Annotated in this window: 21 protein-coding genes and 1 tRNA gene; 12 read left to right on the top strand and 10 right to left on the bottom strand. The window is 42.3% G+C overall.

Annotated elements, in window-relative coordinates:
* Positions 1-308: hypothetical protein (locus tag GBV73_RS08390; protein WP_152878644.1), on the bottom strand; the 308-nt coding region annotated here is incomplete at its 3' end.
* A gap of 56 nt (positions 309-364) precedes the next feature.
* On the opposite strand from GBV73_RS08390, the gene GBV73_RS08385 reads away from it, so the two are divergent.
* From GBV73_RS08385 to GBV73_RS08370, 4 genes are all read left to right on the top strand, one after another.
* A tRNA-Lys gene (locus GBV73_RS08385) sits at positions 365-442 on the top strand.
* A gap of 122 nt (positions 443-564) precedes the next feature.
* Positions 565-930, top strand: a complete 366-nt coding sequence (locus tag GBV73_RS08380) for a BlaI/MecI/CopY family transcriptional regulator (protein ID WP_152880697.1) — start codon at positions 565-567, stop codon at positions 928-930.
* 48 nt (positions 931-978) lie between these two features.
* Positions 979-1,719, top strand: a complete 741-nt coding sequence (locus GBV73_RS08375; RefSeq protein WP_371717065.1) for a M48 family metallopeptidase — start codon at positions 979-981, stop codon at positions 1,717-1,719.
* Between the two features lie 47 nt (positions 1,720-1,766).
* Positions 1,767-2,297: a cytidine/deoxycytidylate deaminase family protein gene (locus tag GBV73_RS08370; RefSeq protein WP_042700850.1), complete on the top strand. Its 531-nt coding sequence runs from the start codon at positions 1,767-1,769 to the stop codon at positions 2,295-2,297.
* Here GBV73_RS08370 and GBV73_RS08365 read toward each other — a convergent pair.
* On the bottom strand, positions 2,294-2,656 hold the full coding sequence (locus GBV73_RS08365) for a DUF2304 domain-containing protein (RefSeq protein WP_152880693.1): 363 nt from the start codon (positions 2,654-2,656) through the stop codon (positions 2,294-2,296). The genes GBV73_RS08370 and GBV73_RS08365 overlap by 4 nt on opposite strands.
* A 5-nt stretch (positions 2,657-2,661) precedes the next feature.
* Positions 2,662-3,984 (bottom strand): glycosyltransferase, encoded by a 1,323-nt coding sequence (locus tag GBV73_RS08360; RefSeq protein WP_042700855.1) that lies wholly within the window; start codon positions 3,982-3,984, stop codon positions 2,662-2,664.
* A 77-nt stretch (positions 3,985-4,061) separates the two neighbouring features.
* Here GBV73_RS08360 and GBV73_RS08355 point away from each other — a divergent pair, with 77 nt between their 5' ends.
* The gene (locus GBV73_RS08355) at positions 4,062-4,961 is read left to right on the top strand and encodes a glycosyltransferase 4 family protein (RefSeq protein WP_152880699.1); all 900 of its coding nucleotides are present in this window, start codon (positions 4,062-4,064) and stop codon (positions 4,959-4,961) included.
* Here the strand turns inward: GBV73_RS08355 and cas6 are convergent.
* Complete coding sequence (gene cas6, locus GBV73_RS08350; RefSeq protein WP_042700860.1) at positions 4,930-5,667, bottom strand: CRISPR-associated endoribonuclease Cas6; 738 nt, start codon at positions 5,665-5,667, stop codon at positions 4,930-4,932. The genes GBV73_RS08355 and cas6 overlap by 32 nt on opposite strands.
* Before the next feature lie 200 nt (positions 5,668-5,867).
* On the opposite strand from cas6, the gene GBV73_RS08345 reads away from it, so the two are divergent.
* The 5 genes from GBV73_RS08345 to GBV73_RS08325 are packed head-to-tail and all read left to right on the top strand — an operon-like array spanning position 5,868 to position 9,728.
* The gene (locus GBV73_RS08345) at positions 5,868-6,323 is read left to right on the top strand and encodes a 30S ribosomal protein S15 (RefSeq protein WP_042700862.1); all 456 of its coding nucleotides are present in this window, start codon (positions 5,868-5,870) and stop codon (positions 6,321-6,323) included.
* 32 nt (positions 6,324-6,355) lie between these two features.
* The gene (locus GBV73_RS08340; RefSeq protein ID WP_042700865.1) at positions 6,356-7,783 is read left to right on the top strand and encodes a DHHA1 domain-containing protein; all 1,428 of its coding nucleotides are present in this window, start codon (positions 6,356-6,358) and stop codon (positions 7,781-7,783) included.
* Positions 7,773-8,018, top strand: a complete 246-nt coding sequence (locus GBV73_RS08335; protein ID WP_152880691.1) for a KEOPS complex subunit Pcc1 — start codon at positions 7,773-7,775, stop codon at positions 8,016-8,018. Before GBV73_RS08340 ends, GBV73_RS08335 begins: the two co-directional genes overlap by 11 nt.
* Positions 8,019-8,034: 16 nt before the next feature.
* Positions 8,035-8,637 carry a 30S ribosomal protein S3ae gene (locus GBV73_RS08330; RefSeq protein ID WP_042700870.1) on the top strand — a complete coding sequence of 201 codons (603 nt, stop codon included), beginning with the start codon at positions 8,035-8,037 and terminating at the stop codon, positions 8,635-8,637.
* Positions 8,638-8,672: 35 nt separating this feature from the next.
* Positions 8,673-9,728, top strand: a complete 1,056-nt coding sequence (locus tag GBV73_RS08325; protein WP_042700873.1) for an SPOUT family RNA methylase — start codon at positions 8,673-8,675, stop codon at positions 9,726-9,728.
* A 46-nt stretch (positions 9,729-9,774) separates the two neighbouring features.
* On the opposite strand, the gene GBV73_RS08320 is transcribed toward GBV73_RS08325, so the two are convergent.
* From GBV73_RS08320 to GBV73_RS08300, 5 genes are all read right to left on the bottom strand, one after another.
* The gene (locus GBV73_RS08320) at positions 9,775-10,479 is read right to left on the bottom strand and encodes a TIGR00297 family protein (protein ID WP_152880689.1); all 705 of its coding nucleotides are present in this window, start codon (positions 10,477-10,479) and stop codon (positions 9,775-9,777) included.
* Between the two features lie 92 nt (positions 10,480-10,571).
* The gene (locus GBV73_RS08315; RefSeq protein ID WP_042700878.1) at positions 10,572-11,021 is read right to left on the bottom strand and encodes an Lrp/AsnC family transcriptional regulator; all 450 of its coding nucleotides are present in this window, start codon (positions 11,019-11,021) and stop codon (positions 10,572-10,574) included.
* A gap of 110 nt (positions 11,022-11,131) precedes the next feature.
* Positions 11,132-11,431: a MazG nucleotide pyrophosphohydrolase domain-containing protein gene (locus tag GBV73_RS08310; protein ID WP_042700881.1), complete on the bottom strand. Its 300-nt coding sequence runs from the start codon at positions 11,429-11,431 to the stop codon at positions 11,132-11,134.
* Positions 11,432-11,458: 27 nt separating this feature from the next.
* Complete coding sequence (locus tag GBV73_RS08305) at positions 11,459-11,836, bottom strand: helix-turn-helix transcriptional regulator (protein ID WP_152880687.1); 378 nt, start codon at positions 11,834-11,836, stop codon at positions 11,459-11,461.
* A 63-nt stretch (positions 11,837-11,899) separates the two neighbouring features.
* Complete coding sequence (locus GBV73_RS08300) at positions 11,900-12,268, bottom strand: Mov34/MPN/PAD-1 family protein (RefSeq protein ID WP_042700890.1); 369 nt, start codon at positions 12,266-12,268, stop codon at positions 11,900-11,902.
* Between the two features lie 66 nt (positions 12,269-12,334).
* Between GBV73_RS08300 and GBV73_RS08295 the strand changes: the two genes are divergently transcribed.
* A complete protein-coding gene (locus GBV73_RS08295) occupies positions 12,335-12,928 on the top strand; it encodes an NTP transferase domain-containing protein (RefSeq protein WP_152880685.1) in 594 nt (197 codons plus the stop codon).
* Here the strand turns inward: GBV73_RS08295 and GBV73_RS08290 are convergent.
* Complete coding sequence (locus tag GBV73_RS08290; protein WP_042700896.1) at positions 12,925-13,440, bottom strand: biotin transporter BioY; 516 nt, start codon at positions 13,438-13,440, stop codon at positions 12,925-12,927. The genes GBV73_RS08295 and GBV73_RS08290 overlap by 4 nt on opposite strands.
* A 57-nt stretch (positions 13,441-13,497) precedes the next feature.
* Between GBV73_RS08290 and GBV73_RS08285 the strand changes: the two genes are divergently transcribed.
* The coding region (locus GBV73_RS08285) for a hypothetical protein (protein ID WP_152878644.1) at positions 13,498-13,805 on the top strand (308 nt) is incomplete at its 3' end.

Raw genomic sequence — 13,805 nt, 5'->3', positions numbered from 1 at the left:
TTCTCCCAGTTGTGGAGGGTTGAGTAGTGAATGTTTGCTCCGAAGAATTTTCTGCCGTAGTGCTGGGCGTCTCTGAGGGGTAGGTTGTAGTATTGTTTAAAGAGGAGTATTGCCAGTATTGTTTTTACTGGAAATTTTTTGGATTTTGGCAGGTTCTTCAGCTTTCCTTCTGATTCGAAGTCTGCTAAAACGTCAAGAATTGCGAATGCCACGCTTTCAGGGTCTTTGAGTCTGTGATCCCATCTGGGGATCACGACAACCACCTGAAAGAATTCAGCAAAAACCCTAATAAAGGTTACTATAAACACGCCCTCTCTGACCGAAAGATTTATAAATAGTCTCCAATCCTTATTGGATTGGGCGTGGGCCGGTAGCTTAGCATGGTTAGAGCGGCGGACTCTTAATCCGCAGGTCGGGGGTTCGAATCCCCCCCGGCCCGCCAAATAGATTCCATATGCTTTTCTGGAGTGTTCCAAAAGATTTATGTATAGTGTTGCGTATAATATTATGCATGAATGAATGTTAGTTTGTTAATTAAAACTAACAACTTGGAGGGAATGTTCAATGCAACCTCATGAATTCAAGCTAAATGAAGACGGCCTAAAGGCCGTTCTTCCCCCAATGGAAGCCGAGATAATGGAGTATATGTGGAAAGTGAAGGTTGCAACGGCTGGAGATGTTTATGAATATCTAAAAGAGAAACATGAAACCTTAAGACGTTCTACAGTTAGCATATTAATGAACAGGCTCTGTGAGAGAGGGCTGTTAAAGAGAAGCATAGAGACGGGAAGAGGCGGAATGAGATACGTTTACAGCGTGGCTACAAGCAAAGAAGAGTTTGAGAAGAAAGTTGTTGAGAGCATTTTAAACGCTCTTATGAGCAATTTCAAGGAGGCAACCGTTGCATATCTTTCAAAAATAAAGAAGTGATAGCAGATGCTCAGGCTTATATTTCTCGCTCAATTGGCGATTACACTGGTGTATTTGAGAAGGCTTGGCCTGCTATTTGTACTCGGGATACTCCTCGTTCTTTTTGGGTTATATTTGTGGACTATTACGAGGATCTTAAGGGGAGAGCATAGAAAGCTTTCCCCTGATGATATGCCATGGCTTTATGAAGGGATAGTAAGAATGGCAAACAAAGCAGGGATAACAACGCCCGAAATTTATATATTGGACGACTACATACCAAATGCCTATTCTTTCAGAAATTCAATTGTGCTTTCTATGGGGCTGTTTGAAGTTCTTGATGAAGAAGAAATTCTCGCGGTTGCTGCTCATGAAATAGGCCATATAAAAAATAAAGATACCATCCTCTTTCCACTTGTTTCTTATGGGAGGTACTTCATGTTTGCGTTAGCCCTTTTGAATTCCCTGATCTCCCAGGAAGCATTAGTTTCACTGGTATCTTTCACGTTTTACCTTCTCTACGAGGTGCTCAGGTCTGATTATTTAAAGCAGAGGGAGTTTAAAGCCGATGAAGCGGCACTACGTATAATATCCACCCCTCTAGCCCTAAAGAGGGCCCTCGAAGAACTCAAGTACTATGAGGATCTGAGAATTGAAGTTAAGGAGTCCGCATTTCCGTCTATAGAGCCTGAGATAGAAAGGCCCCATCAGAGATCGATCTTTGATACGCACCCAAGTTATGAAGAGAGAATATGGAGAATTATTGCAGAAGTTGAAGCGATGAATCTCAGGGAGAGAATTCTCAACTGATGAAAAACTCTTTTAACCTTATTGTTTCTTTTTTATTTGGTGGTGCCATGCAAGTGGAAATAGTTCTGAATAAAGAGAGAGCAGAGCACATCAAGAGAATACGCCCCACGAAAGATGAGTACTTCATGCTCATTGCAAAGCTTGTAAGTCTAAGGGCTACATGTCCAAGGCTTAGAGTGGGAGCAGTTGCCGTAAAAGACGGCTACATTCTAGCAACGGGTTATAACGGGGCTCCGAGGAATATGGATCACTGTATCGATGTGGGCTGCTTGATAGCGGATGGCCACTGTCGTAGAGCCGTACATGCGGAGCAAAACGTCATAGCGATGGCAGCCAGAAAGGGTATAAGTCTTGAAGGGGCCACTCTTTATGTTACCCATTTTCCATGCGACGTCTGCTTTAAGCTCCTCGTAAACGCTGGAATCAAAGAAATAGTCTATGAAGAGATGTATCCAAATAAGGCAACTGAAATTTTGCTGAAAGAAGCCCAGGAAAAAGGAATTGTAAAGATAAGACAGTTTAAAGTCCCCAAAGAGAGAGTTAAGGTGTTTCTGGAAGAGCTTTTTGGAAAGGATTAAGTCTTTTCCAGTTTTTCTAACATTTCCCTAATCTCCCGAAGTTCTATTGCAATCTGACGCGTCAGTTCAGTTATTTCCCTTTCAGCTCTATCTATTGCGAGGTAAAGCCTAAACAGCAGCAGGTAGCTGAGACCTATAGCGACCACAAACAATGCATCTAGACCCCTTCCAAGGCCAAGGATGTTTTTTATTGCCATGGAGATCTCCACAGGTTTCAGGGAAATCACCAGCATTATGAAAAGCAAGGCCCCCCAGAACACAAAATCCTGCCAGTCAAGCTCTTTTCTCCCATATTTTCCAAGTACATATGTTATAAGAGCTAAAATAATTATAACGGCGATGTATTGCACGGCATACATTTTTATCACCTCATCTTATCTAACAACAAATTAAAGGCTATCTTCACTCCCTCTAAAACGTTGGTTCCTTTCTTTTTGGAGTATTCGGTGTAAACCGCTTTTATCGGGACTTCAACTATTCTGCAACCGTTTCTTGAAGCCTCGATTATTATTTCACTTGAAACAGCATATCTATCGCACGTTATTCTTATTTTGGATGCGCATTCCTTATTAAAGCACCGCAAGCCACTCTGGGAATCGGAAACGTATTTTCTGGCAAATACTGCCGTTATAAAATCAAGAACAAAATTTCCAAAGCGCTTTACGAAGGGCATTTCACTTATGTCACCTTTTAACCTCGAGCCCACAGCAAAATCTGCTCTCCCCTCCGCAACCGGTTTCATTACCCTTAAAGCGTCATCAACGAGATGTTGGCCGTCTGCATCGAAGGTGAGTATTAACTCGGCCCCTTTGAGAAGGGCATATTTTATTCCCGTCCCCAGTGCTCCCCCCAGTCCACGGTTTACAAGGTGCGTCAAGACAACAACGCCTTTTTCTCGAGCTACTTCCCTCGTTCCGTCATTACTCCCATCGTTTACGACAACAATTTCATCTCTCCTGAAATATTGAAGCAAGCTTTCCAGAACGTTGCTTATTGTCTTCTCTTCGTTGTATGCAGGTACAACAACATAGGTCTTAAGCAAACGCTTGAAAAGCTCGAGAGCTTCTTTGATAGTCGCAACTTCAAAGTTCGCATCCCCATCAACTTTAAAGCTCATTCTTCCACTTTCGTTGGATGTTATGAGCACGCTTAAACACCCTAACTCTCTTGCTGGAAGTAAATCGTACCCATGGTCTCCAACTACAATAGTTTTCGTTGGCGAAACGTCAAAATGATCCAGTATCACCTTTAAATGTCCTGAATTTGGTTTAACATCTTCAGGGGACACGTCATCCCTGGTAACAATGAGGTCAAAAAACTTCTCTATGCCGTGTTTTTTTAACATATACTCCGTGGCTTTTCTGGAGCTTCTAGTCATAAGGGCGATTTTTACCCCATTTTCTTTTAAAAGCTCCAGCAACTCTCTGGAACCTTCAAACAAGTAGCTGTCTTTAGCTCTCTCAGCTTCCAGCTCAACAAGAAACGAGTGCAGATACTCAAAATCTATGCCAGTAGCTCGGGATATCTCAATCAATGTTTCGTACATAGGAGTCAAATCGCCAATGAGCTCTGCAGATATCCCTTCCTTTTCTAGCCTCCCCCTTAGCCTCTCCTTTACTTCGTCAAAGCCCATTGAGGCACCCACGAGAGTTCCATCGAGGTCGAAGACAACTAACTGGATGTCCATGCTTTTCACCCTGAGATATTCTTTCCAGCGGCGGAAGAGTTATTAAGCCTTTGCTTAATCTAGCCTAGGTGGTTATAATGATAACGCCTGTTATAGGGTTTATCTTTTCCATTTTCCTCACTCCGTATATAGGTTCATTAATGAAAAAGGCCGGCATAGTCGGAAAAGACATCCACAAACCAGATAAACCCGAAGTTCCGGAAATGGGAGGCATTGTTTTTCTGCTTGTACTGCCATTAAGCCTTACCGTTCTCTTAAATGAAACTCTCGCAAAGGCTCTTCTTGTGTTTCTCCTCTTTGGAGTTGTGGGCATAATAGATGACACAACCCAGCTTAAACAGTCTCATAAAGTTTTGTTATCTTTGCTGGTCTCGTCAACGATAATTTCGATGTCCCTAGATACAGATTTGAATATTTTGCTGGCTTCTTTTGAACTTGGATTACTCTACTATCTCTTTGCAGTGCTCTTCGTAACGGGCTCTGCCAATCTGGTAAACCTCCTTGCAGGATTCAACGGGCTGGAAGTTGGGACTTCTGCTATAGTCCTCTTCTTTTTGGGGTTAATAACTTCTGGGGATGCTCAAATTTTAGCATTTACGGGAAGTGCCATAGCCCTCGGATTTTTATGGTGGAACCGGTATCCAGCTAAAATCTTTCCAGGGGACACAGGAACTTTATCTCTTGGAGCTTTAATAGGGCTCATTGGCATTTTGGGTAAAGTTGAAATCTTTGCGGCGTTTTTGCTGTTACCCCATTTTGTGGATTTCCTCCTCAAATCGAAAATACGATTCAAGGGCAGGCCGTTGGGGCGAACAGAAGTTTTGGAAGATGGAACCCTAAAAGCGCCCCCTTACCTGAGCTTTCTGGGCTTGCTGATGAGGATAAAAAGAGTAAAAGAGCCCCAGCTAGTCGCTATGGTCTGGGAGATAGAGGTTATTTTAGGCTTTATTGTTCTACTTCTTCATCAATTACTTTGACCATCCCAAAACCGTAACTGGTTTTGTCTCCAAAGCCGTTTTCATATCCAAACTTTGCTATTTCTTCCGACCCGTAATACCGAAAAACCATTAGAGAGCCCCTGTAATATGTCTTACCCACCTTTATCCTCACGGGTTTGAACTTTATGACATCAAGGTGAAACTCTGTATTCTCTGGGAGCCTGCCATTTATCTCTGAAAACTTCGTAAGCATTATCTTTCTTAGTTTGTCTTGAAATCCTTCGTTGTTCGGATAAAGATCCCATGTCTTTACTTTGTTATCTTCAAACTTGGCCGTCCTCACGACTATAGGGCTTAACGTCGAAAAAAGTGTCCCGTCTCTTATCTTTGGCTCCCGGAGTATTTTTATGTCCGCCATAGAGAAGGATGCTTCCCCAACCTTTAGGTTAGGATTTGAGATAAATCCCTCTGCAATTGCCTTTATGATTTCGGTGAGGGAAGATGAAACATAAAGTGAGATATCATCTGAAAGGACTTTAATTCCTCTGTCCGGGATAATTTCTCTTTCCCTAATCATTATTCTGGAAAAAGTGAAATAGTCTTTATACTCTGTTTGAAGTAACTCGGCTAAGTCTGGCGCAGCAAGAAAAATCTTCTCAAGCAATTGATCATGAATTTCATCGTTGTAATTAAATGGCACTATAGCATTCTTATTTTCAGGCTTGAGTTTGATTTCAATTCTCATTAACGGACCCTCCCTCTCCAAAACATATTTTTGTTTTTGGTGTTAATAAGAATTTTGAATACTGATTGTCTTCTCACTTATTTTTTAAAAACGTAAACCACCACAGGGGCAAACTTTTTAAAGCACCTCTTGCCACCCAATATTGGCAATCTTATAAGGGGCGGCTGGCAGTAGCTGGCCGTCACCGGGAGGTGTTGGAAATGGCAAGGTTGCATGCAAGAAAAAGAGGAAAGTCTGGATCAAAGAAGCCACCGAGGACTGCTCCACCTACATGGGTGGAATATACAGCCGAGGAAGTCGAGAACCTTGTTGTTAAGCTCAGAAAGGAAGGTTATAGTGCCGCTATGATAGGCACTATTTTGAGAGACCAATATGGAATTCCGAGTGTTAAACTCATTACTGGAAAGAAAATAACCAAGATACTCGAAGAGAACGGTCTTGCTCCTGAGATTCCGGAAGATTTAATGTTCCTCATTAGAAAGGCAGTCAAACTCAGGAAGCACCTCGAGCAGCACCCCAAAGATCTCCATTCAATGAGGGGTCTTCAGCTTACTGAGAGCAAGATCAGAAGGCTTGTGAAGTATTACAGAAAGACAGGAAAGCTACCAGCCAAGTGGAGATACGATCCAGAGCAGGCAAAGCTTCTCGTCCGCTGATTTTCACCTTTTTCCTTATTTAAGGTGGTATAATGGATAAGAGCGCATTTTTAGAGAAGGTTAGGGAAGGTGCCGAACTAATAAAGATGCACATTGAGTTAGGTCATACTATCCGTATTGTCTCACATAGGGATGCTGATGGCATAACTGCCGGTGCAATTTTGGCAAAAGCGCTTGCTAGGGAGGGGGCAGATTTTCATCTCAGCATAGTGAAGCAACTGGGAGAAGACGTACTAAAAGAGCTTGCAGAAGAAAAGCAGAAAATTTATGTTTTCAGCGATCTCGGAAGCGGGTCTATAAAGCTGATTGAGAAATATCTAAAAGATGCCAGTGTTGTTATAGCAGACCATCATCCTCCAGAAGACGGTAAGATTGAGCAGGAAAACCACATACTTGTAAACCCCACACAATTTGGGGCGGATAGCGTTAGAGACCTGAGCGGTTCTGGCGTGGCCTACTTCGTAGCAAAGGCAATAAACGAAAGAAACAAGGATCTGAGCTACTTGGCTCTTGTTGGTGCAGTCGGCGACATGCAGGAAATCGATGGACAGTTTCACGGAATGAATCTTGATATAATAGAAGATGCTAAGGAATTAGACCTGATAGAACTCCGCAAAGAGCTGAGGCTTTTTGGAAGAGAGACCCGGACTTTGGCTCAGATGCTCGCTTATGCATCAAATCCAGAACTTCCGGGTATAACAGGAGACCTCAGAAATGCAATAGAATTCCTGCGCAGTAAGGGCTTTGATCCTGATATGAAATACTGGCAACTCAGAGAAGAGGAAAAAAGAAAGCTCCATGATGCCCTTGTTATTCATTTGATTAAGAACAATGCTTCCAAAGAAGACGTTGACAGACTTATCGGTGACGTCGTGTTGATTAAGCTCTATCCAGAAGGAGACCCAAGGCACGAGGCAAGAGAATTTGCCACCCTCCTAAACGCTACAGGAAGGCTTAACATGGGCACTTTAGGGGTTGCAATATGCTTGGGGGACGAAAAAGCATTCAAAGAAGCATTAAAGCTCGTAGAGGAGTACAAGCGGGAGCAGATAGAGATGAGGAGATACCTCATACAAAACTGGAGCAATGCAATTGAGAAAGAACATGCTTACATATTCTACGCAGGCAAAAACATTAAAGACACGATGGTGGGGATAGCAGCAACAATGGCGATAAACGCTCAGCTTGCAAAGTCTGAAAAGCCGGTGATTGTTTTAGCAGACAGTGAGGAGGACGGGCTTGTAAAAGGTTCCGCCAGAACAACAAAGAAGGGACTTGAAAAGGGCTACGACTTAGGAGAAGCCCTAAGAAAAGCTGCAGAGATTCTTGGAGGAGAAGGAGGAGGGCATGCGATAGCAGCAGGCATAAGGATTCCCAAGGACAAAATAAATGAGTTCACTGAACTAATAGACAAACTCCTTGGAGAGCAGAACTCAAGCGGTGAGACAAATGAAAATTAAGGCCAATGCCGAGATAATCTGGGGGTATGGGGATGAAAGTACGGCCAAGGCTATTGCCGAAGCCGTTGAAATTGACAATCTAAATCTACCAGAAAACTTTAAATTTAGAACTTACTGGGAAGATGGTAGAGTCATAACAAAAGTTAAATACCTTGGTGAGATTGAAAGCTTGATAGTAGCTTTAGATGATTTGGTGTTTTCAATCAAGATCGCTGAAGATGTCATAAAGAAATGAAACTGGAGGTGTTAAGATGGCAAGAGCTAACCCAAGGAAAGTTGCTGCCGCTGCAAGGGATAAGTGGAAGCTTAAGAATTGGTATATAGTCTACGCTCCAGAATTTTTCGGAAGCAAGGAGATCGGTCTAACCCCTGCAGATGACCCCGAAAAGGTGAAGGGAAGAGTTATTGAGACTACCCTAAAGGACTTAACAGGAGACTTCACAAAGGGCCACGTGAAGCTTTACTTCCAGATTTACGACGTTAAGGGTCAAAATGCATACACAAAGTTTAAGGGCCACAAGCTTGCAAGAAGCTACATAAGAAGCCTCGTAAGGAGAAGAACCACAAGAATTGACGGTATCTTTAACATAACAACAAAAGACGGCTACAAGCTCAGAGTTATGGGTATGGTCATAGCAATAAGAAGAATCCAGACAAGCCAGGAGAGAGCCATTAGAGAAATAATGGAGAACATAATCCGCAAGAAGGCAGAAGAGCTCAACTTCACGGACTTTGTGCTGGAAGCAGTTAACGGAAAGATGGCCGCTGAGATAGCAAAGGAAGCCAGAAAGATATACCCACTTAAGAAGGCTGAGATAAGGAAGATAAAGGTTCTTGCAGAACCAGAGGCCTGATTATTTCTCTTTTCTCTTAGCTTTTGGTGGTTTTTATGAAGTTTTTAATTAAAACTCAACGGGGAATGGAAGCCGTTGCTGCCAATTACATTAAGGATGTTCTTGATGATGCTAAAGTTTGGATAGCTCCTCATGGGTATTCCGGTCTTGTTCTTGTGGAAACCGAAGATAAAGATGCAGAACAAAAGTTTTTTGAGATTCCTGAGATAGAGAGAGCCATTCCCGTGCTCTTCGAAGTGCCCGCCACGATTGAAGACATCTTAAGTGTTTCGGAGCAAATAGCAGCACACATAAAAGAAGGAGAGAGCTTTGCCGTAAAAACTAAGAGACGAGGAAGCCACAAGTTCTCAAGTGTTGACGTCAACGTAGCCCTCGGGGGGAAAATAAAAGAGCTTACAAACGCCGAAGTCGACTTAACTTTTCCCGATAAAACTGTTTTAGTTGAAATCATTGGGGATAGAGCTTACATCTCCATCACCGGAAAAGAGGAGTGGAAAAAATTTACTCCTAACAAAATAGACGCAAGAAAGCTCTTTAAAAAAGTTACAATAGTTCAGATGCCATACTGGGGCGATTACACAGCTTGCAGGAATTTTGGTGAGAAAATTGGTAGGGCTGCCCAGGCTTTTGAAGTTAGAGAGCTTATCATAGCACCCAAAGAGAAAATGAACGCTTATGAGTTAATGGAATTCATAAAGGGGGTAAAAGTCGGCCAAGAGTCCAGATACCAGATTCAGCGGGAGGCGTACCCCTGGAAGGTAGAAAAAGTTCCAGTTAGCGTGTGGGACCTTTATCAGGTCATAAGGGACAAAAGGAGGAACAAAAGGTTGCTCATAATCACCGACCCAAAAGGGCACAGTGTTTCTGAAGTAAAAGAAAACCTTGCAAAAGACATCCACTATGCAAAAGAAGTGGTTGTTTTTATAGGATCAAGAGAAGGTATCCCTAGAGGGCTTTTTAGATACGCAGACTATGTCATTGATCTCGCACCTTACATGACCTTTGCAACAGAACACGGAATTCCAGCCGCTTTAATTGCCCTCTGGACTGTCTACGAAGAAGAATTAAGGAAAAAGGAAGAGCAAGGGTAGCTCAGATCCTAAGGTCGTCATCACGACTCAGCAATCCGCCATCTCATCACAGCAGGGCGAGGAAAATACCTGCCCCAATTATTCCCCCTATGAGGGTAGCTAAAAAGTTTGTGTGGTGGTTGTTTATAACTCCCCGGTTTTCAAGCGTTGCACCGAGCAGGCTATCAAGGTTACAACCCACAAACCCGGCAAGTGTTACCGCAAGAAGCATTTCAATTTTTTGGGATGTCAAAAAGACAGCGAAAATGCTTATGATAAATGCCCCGATTAGGGCTATGATTTCACCTTGCCATGATACAGCCCCATTTTCCCCCACATTTGCGGGCTTTAAGGTTGTTATCATCTTTGGAGCTTTACCAAATATCTTCCCCAGCTCACTGGCGAGAGTGTCCGCATTTGCAGTCGCTATTGCGGAAAACGTAGCTGCCCAGAAAACATCTTGCTTGGTGTAGTATTCAACTAGTAAAAATATTACAGCAGCAAGACCATTTCCAAGAACGTTTTGCCAGCTTCTTGTTCCTTTTCCTTCTTGGGCAACTCCTTTTTTGGCCTTTTCTGCAAAACGATACTTCGTAGCAAGAACCCCAAGTATGACAAAGGTAAGTAGCGCTAAAAATGGGAACATTCCTCCAAGTACGATGGTTGCTGCTCCAACAAGCACCGCAGCCATGACACCTTTGCCGTCGAGGGCCTTCAGCTTATATGCCAAAGCGCCTAATAGTGCAATTGCTGCAATAATTGGGATATTCATGAACGCTCACCGCTTATGGTTGTTTTGCTTGCTTCTTTTGTCCATGCGTTTATTAGCTTTTCTTTCAGTTATTGTCGAAAAAAAGAGAGATTTTAGACTAACTCAAATTTGACAACTTCTGTCACAAATGTTACGTCAACTTTCTCCACGTTTTTAAGTTTCCCTGTTATTTCCGTTATTTTTTTCTCAACTTCCTTCATGTCTTTGGGCACCAAAATGTGAACTACCAGATTATGGGCCCCAATGGCTCTCTCTATCACCTTAACATCTTCATCATTTTTCAGAATTTCTATCTGCTCCTCCAAGGGAGTTCCTGGGGTTAGGGTAATTCCTAGTATCACATATATGTATCCAAGTCTGTCAAAATCCGGAATTATTGTGTACTTCTTTATTATCCCCTCTTTTTCTAATCTCTCCAAGCGCCTTGAGACTCTTTGACGGGTTGTGTTTAAATATTCAGCTAGCTGTCTGTAATTTAGTCTTGCATTTTTTGAAAGCAGTTTTATTATCTGTAAATCAAACTTGTCAATTTTTTTCCTCATGTACAACCACCTTAATATATTTTCGTTGTTCATTTATATAAACATTTTCGAAAAATCCGTACCAGATTGATAGTGAATATGGATTTTATCGACTAATAAGTAGCAGGGATTCAGCTCTTGTCACTCCATCTATTTTTGTCTCTTGTGGAATACTTGGAGATGCTCTCAAGGAGGGCTTCTTCTGCATCTATCTCATAGTAGTTCGCTATGCACAAAAGGGCAAACAACACATCACCAAGTTCTTCCTTGACCTTCTGCTTTTCCCCTTTTTCTTTAATGCCCTCAAATTTCAGCATTTCTCTCGACAGCTCTCCGAGCTCTTCAACAACTGCACCCAGCATTTCAAAAGGCTCCCAGTATCCACCAAAGCTTTTTATCACGTTATCTACCTCTCTCTGGAGCCGCTCCATAATCCTCACCCACTAAAAATTAAAGTTTTAGAGGAGCTCTTTTTCCAGCATCTCAACGTATTTCTTAAGCTCCTCAAGGTTTGTTCTGTAGAATCTAAGCTTTCCTTCTCTCCTCTCATGCAGAAGGTTCATTTCTTTAAGTGTTCTAATGTGGTGGCTTATGAGAGTCTGGTCTTGGTTCAGTGCCTTTGCTATCAAGCAAACGCACATCCACCTGTTCTTGAGCATTTTTATTATTCCTGCCCTTATTGGATTTGATAAAACCTTCAAGAAATCCACTAGGTCCCTGGAAAGCTCTGTTTCAATTTCCTCATCTAAATCGAGTATCTCACATGAAGCCAAGCATTTTTGTACAGTTGCTCTCTGCTTTTCGTTTAGAGATTCAATGAGTTCTCTAACTTTCATGGATACTCACCGGAAGGTCTAAGAAAATTAGCATTTATAAAAATTTTCATATGAATTCTAATGTCACCCAACTATCTCTATCTCGATTCCTCTTCCTTCACTATCATAGGCTTTTACACTCTCTTCATCAAAAGGATATGCAATTATTATATGGACTCCTCCGAATTTGGAGAAAAAGCCCACATCTGCTAGAGAAGGCCTTGAAGAAGGGACTGGATGAGAATGAACCGTTCCCTTTATGTGTTTATCGTGCGGCAACAGCCAAGTGTCAAAATAAACAGAGCTCTTCCCAAAGTGGCCCTTTGGGATTATCAAGACTTCTTCAAAGATTCCGTCCTTTTCTCTTAGAAATCCTCCGAATTCGTTGGGATAAAAATCTCTTGCCAGCTGTAAAAGATACTCCAAAAGTTCCTTCCTAATTTTTACCTTCATCTTTTCTTTCCTCCTGCATATAAATTTCTCAAGAAGGTTTTTAAAACCCCTGTTCTATCTCCACCCATGCAGGCATATATACTTGCCTTTCCGGAAAGAAAGTGGGAAAACTATTTGACTCCAATACTTGAAGAACCTATGATAAGGATAGTTGAGAGGAGACTTTTAAGCGCAAAAAGAATTGATGAAGTCATCACAATAGTCAGAAAAGACCAGTTGAGAAAGTTTTCACTCCATATTTCAAATCCCGTTGGTGTAAGTGCAAGAAACAAGCTCGAAGCCCTTTACAAAGCGTTGCCATTTTCGGGGGACGTCTTCCTTGTAGAAGGCAACATGCCCCTGGTGATGCCATTCTTAGTGAATTACCTTTCGACGTTATTTTATGAGTCCGATGCAGATGCTTTAATCCCGGTTTGGGCCGATGGGAGCCCTGAAGTTACCCACGCGTTTTACAATGCAAGAGCCCTAAGAAAGGCCGTTGAGACATGCTTAAGCGAGAATGAGAGAAGGCTAAGCTGCATTTCAAAATACCTCGATTATGAAAAGGTCAGCATAGAGGAGCTTATCAAAAGAAATCCAAAAGTTTCGCTGAGTTTCTTTAAAGTAAGGACTGCCTTTGACGTTAAATTTGCGGAAGAAAATATTGAAAAGGGGTTCTAAATTTTAATGCTCTTGTGAATCCGGTCTGCAATTACAACTGCTATGGCCCCTTTTACAGCATCTATTGGGATAAAAGGAACAACCCCTACCATAAAGGCCTTTTCAAAATCTCCCCCCATAAAAAGCCCTAATCTCAACCAACCCAGAAGATAAATTACCAAAATGCCTATTGCAGAGCCTACAGCATAGTCAGTTATTCTTTTCCGTTTTTCACTCACCAACCCCGCTAAAAACGCCGCAAGGGGGAACGATATAAGGTATCCTCCAGTAGGGCCGTAAATGTAAGCGAGACCTCCGCTGAAGTTCGCAAAAACAGGAAGCCCGATAGCACCCATGAAGAGATACACTATCTGACTTAAGAAGCCCAATTTCGCCCCCAAGATCAGACCGCTTAGCAAAACGAACAAGACTTGAAGCGTTATTGGCACAGTGCCGAGTGGAATCGCTATTTGAGCACCAACTGCAGTTAAGGCTGCAAAGAGTGCTGCATAGGTTATTTCCCTAGCCTCCATTTTATCACCTGCCTATGGAACTTTTGTTAGCTTTAAAATTTTTTGCCAGCAGGGGGCGTGTTTATAGTAACCTTTATTAGGGTTTTTGCTGAATTCTTTCAGGTGGTTGTCGTGATCCCCAGATGGGATCACAGACTCAAAGACCCTGAAAGCGTGGCATTCGCAATTCTTGACGTTTTAGCAGACTTCGAATCAGAAGGAAAGCTGAAGAACCTGCCAAAATCCAAAAAATTTCCAGTAAAAACAATACTGGCAATACTCCTCTTTAAACAATACTACAACCTACCCCTCAGAGACGCCCAGCACTACGGCAGAAAATTCTTCGGAGCAAACATTCACTACTCAACCCTCCACAACTGGGAGAA

It is taken from the genome of Thermococcus sp. 101 C5 (genome assembly GCF_009372125.1).
Taxonomy (GTDB): domain Archaea; phylum Methanobacteriota_B; class Thermococci; order Thermococcales; family Thermococcaceae; genus Thermococcus_A; species Thermococcus_A bergensis.
This window is presented reverse-complemented; position numbering and strand designations above follow the sequence as displayed.

Excerpts from the sequence above, each read along its gene's own strand:
- GBV73_RS08380 (WP_152880697.1), top strand. The coding sequence starts at position 565 with ATGCAACCTCATGAATTCAAGCTAAATGAAGACGGCCTAAAGGCCGTT.
- GBV73_RS08370 (WP_042700850.1), top strand. The coding sequence starts at position 1,767 with ATGCAAGTGGAAATAGTTCTGAATAAAGAGAGAGCAGAGCACATCAAG.
- GBV73_RS08365 (WP_152880693.1), bottom strand. The coding sequence starts at position 2,656 with ATGTATGCCGTGCAATACATCGCCGTTATAATTATTTTAGCTCTTATA.
- GBV73_RS08360 (WP_042700855.1), bottom strand. The coding sequence starts at position 3,984 with ATGGACATCCAGTTAGTTGTCTTCGACCTCGATGGAACTCTCGTGGGT.
- GBV73_RS08355 (WP_152880699.1), top strand. The coding sequence starts at position 4,062 with ATGATAACGCCTGTTATAGGGTTTATCTTTTCCATTTTCCTCACTCCG.
- cas6 (WP_042700860.1), bottom strand. The coding sequence starts at position 5,667 with ATGAGAATTGAAATCAAACTCAAGCCTGAAAATAAGAATGCTATAGTG.
- GBV73_RS08345 (WP_042700862.1), top strand. The coding sequence starts at position 5,868 with ATGGCAAGGTTGCATGCAAGAAAAAGAGGAAAGTCTGGATCAAAGAAG.
- GBV73_RS08340 (WP_042700865.1), top strand. The coding sequence starts at position 6,356 with ATGGATAAGAGCGCATTTTTAGAGAAGGTTAGGGAAGGTGCCGAACTA.
- GBV73_RS08335 (WP_152880691.1), top strand. The coding sequence starts at position 7,773 with ATGAAAATTAAGGCCAATGCCGAGATAATCTGGGGGTATGGGGATGAA.
- GBV73_RS08330 (WP_042700870.1), top strand. The coding sequence starts at position 8,035 with ATGGCAAGAGCTAACCCAAGGAAAGTTGCTGCCGCTGCAAGGGATAAG.
- GBV73_RS08325 (WP_042700873.1), top strand. The coding sequence starts at position 8,673 with ATGAAGTTTTTAATTAAAACTCAACGGGGAATGGAAGCCGTTGCTGCC.
- GBV73_RS08320 (WP_152880689.1), bottom strand. The coding sequence starts at position 10,479 with ATGAATATCCCAATTATTGCAGCAATTGCACTATTAGGCGCTTTGGCA.
- GBV73_RS08315 (WP_042700878.1), bottom strand. The coding sequence starts at position 11,021 with ATGAGGAAAAAAATTGACAAGTTTGATTTACAGATAATAAAACTGCTT.
- GBV73_RS08310 (WP_042700881.1), bottom strand. The coding sequence starts at position 11,431 with ATGGAGCGGCTCCAGAGAGAGGTAGATAACGTGATAAAAAGCTTTGGT.
- GBV73_RS08305 (WP_152880687.1), bottom strand. The coding sequence starts at position 11,836 with ATGAAAGTTAGAGAACTCATTGAATCTCTAAACGAAAAGCAGAGAGCA.
- GBV73_RS08300 (WP_042700890.1), bottom strand. The coding sequence starts at position 12,268 with ATGAAGGTAAAAATTAGGAAGGAACTTTTGGAGTATCTTTTACAGCTG.
- GBV73_RS08295 (WP_152880685.1), top strand. The coding sequence starts at position 12,335 with ATGCAGGCATATATACTTGCCTTTCCGGAAAGAAAGTGGGAAAACTAT.
- GBV73_RS08290 (WP_042700896.1), bottom strand. The coding sequence starts at position 13,440 with ATGGAGGCTAGGGAAATAACCTATGCAGCACTCTTTGCAGCCTTAACT.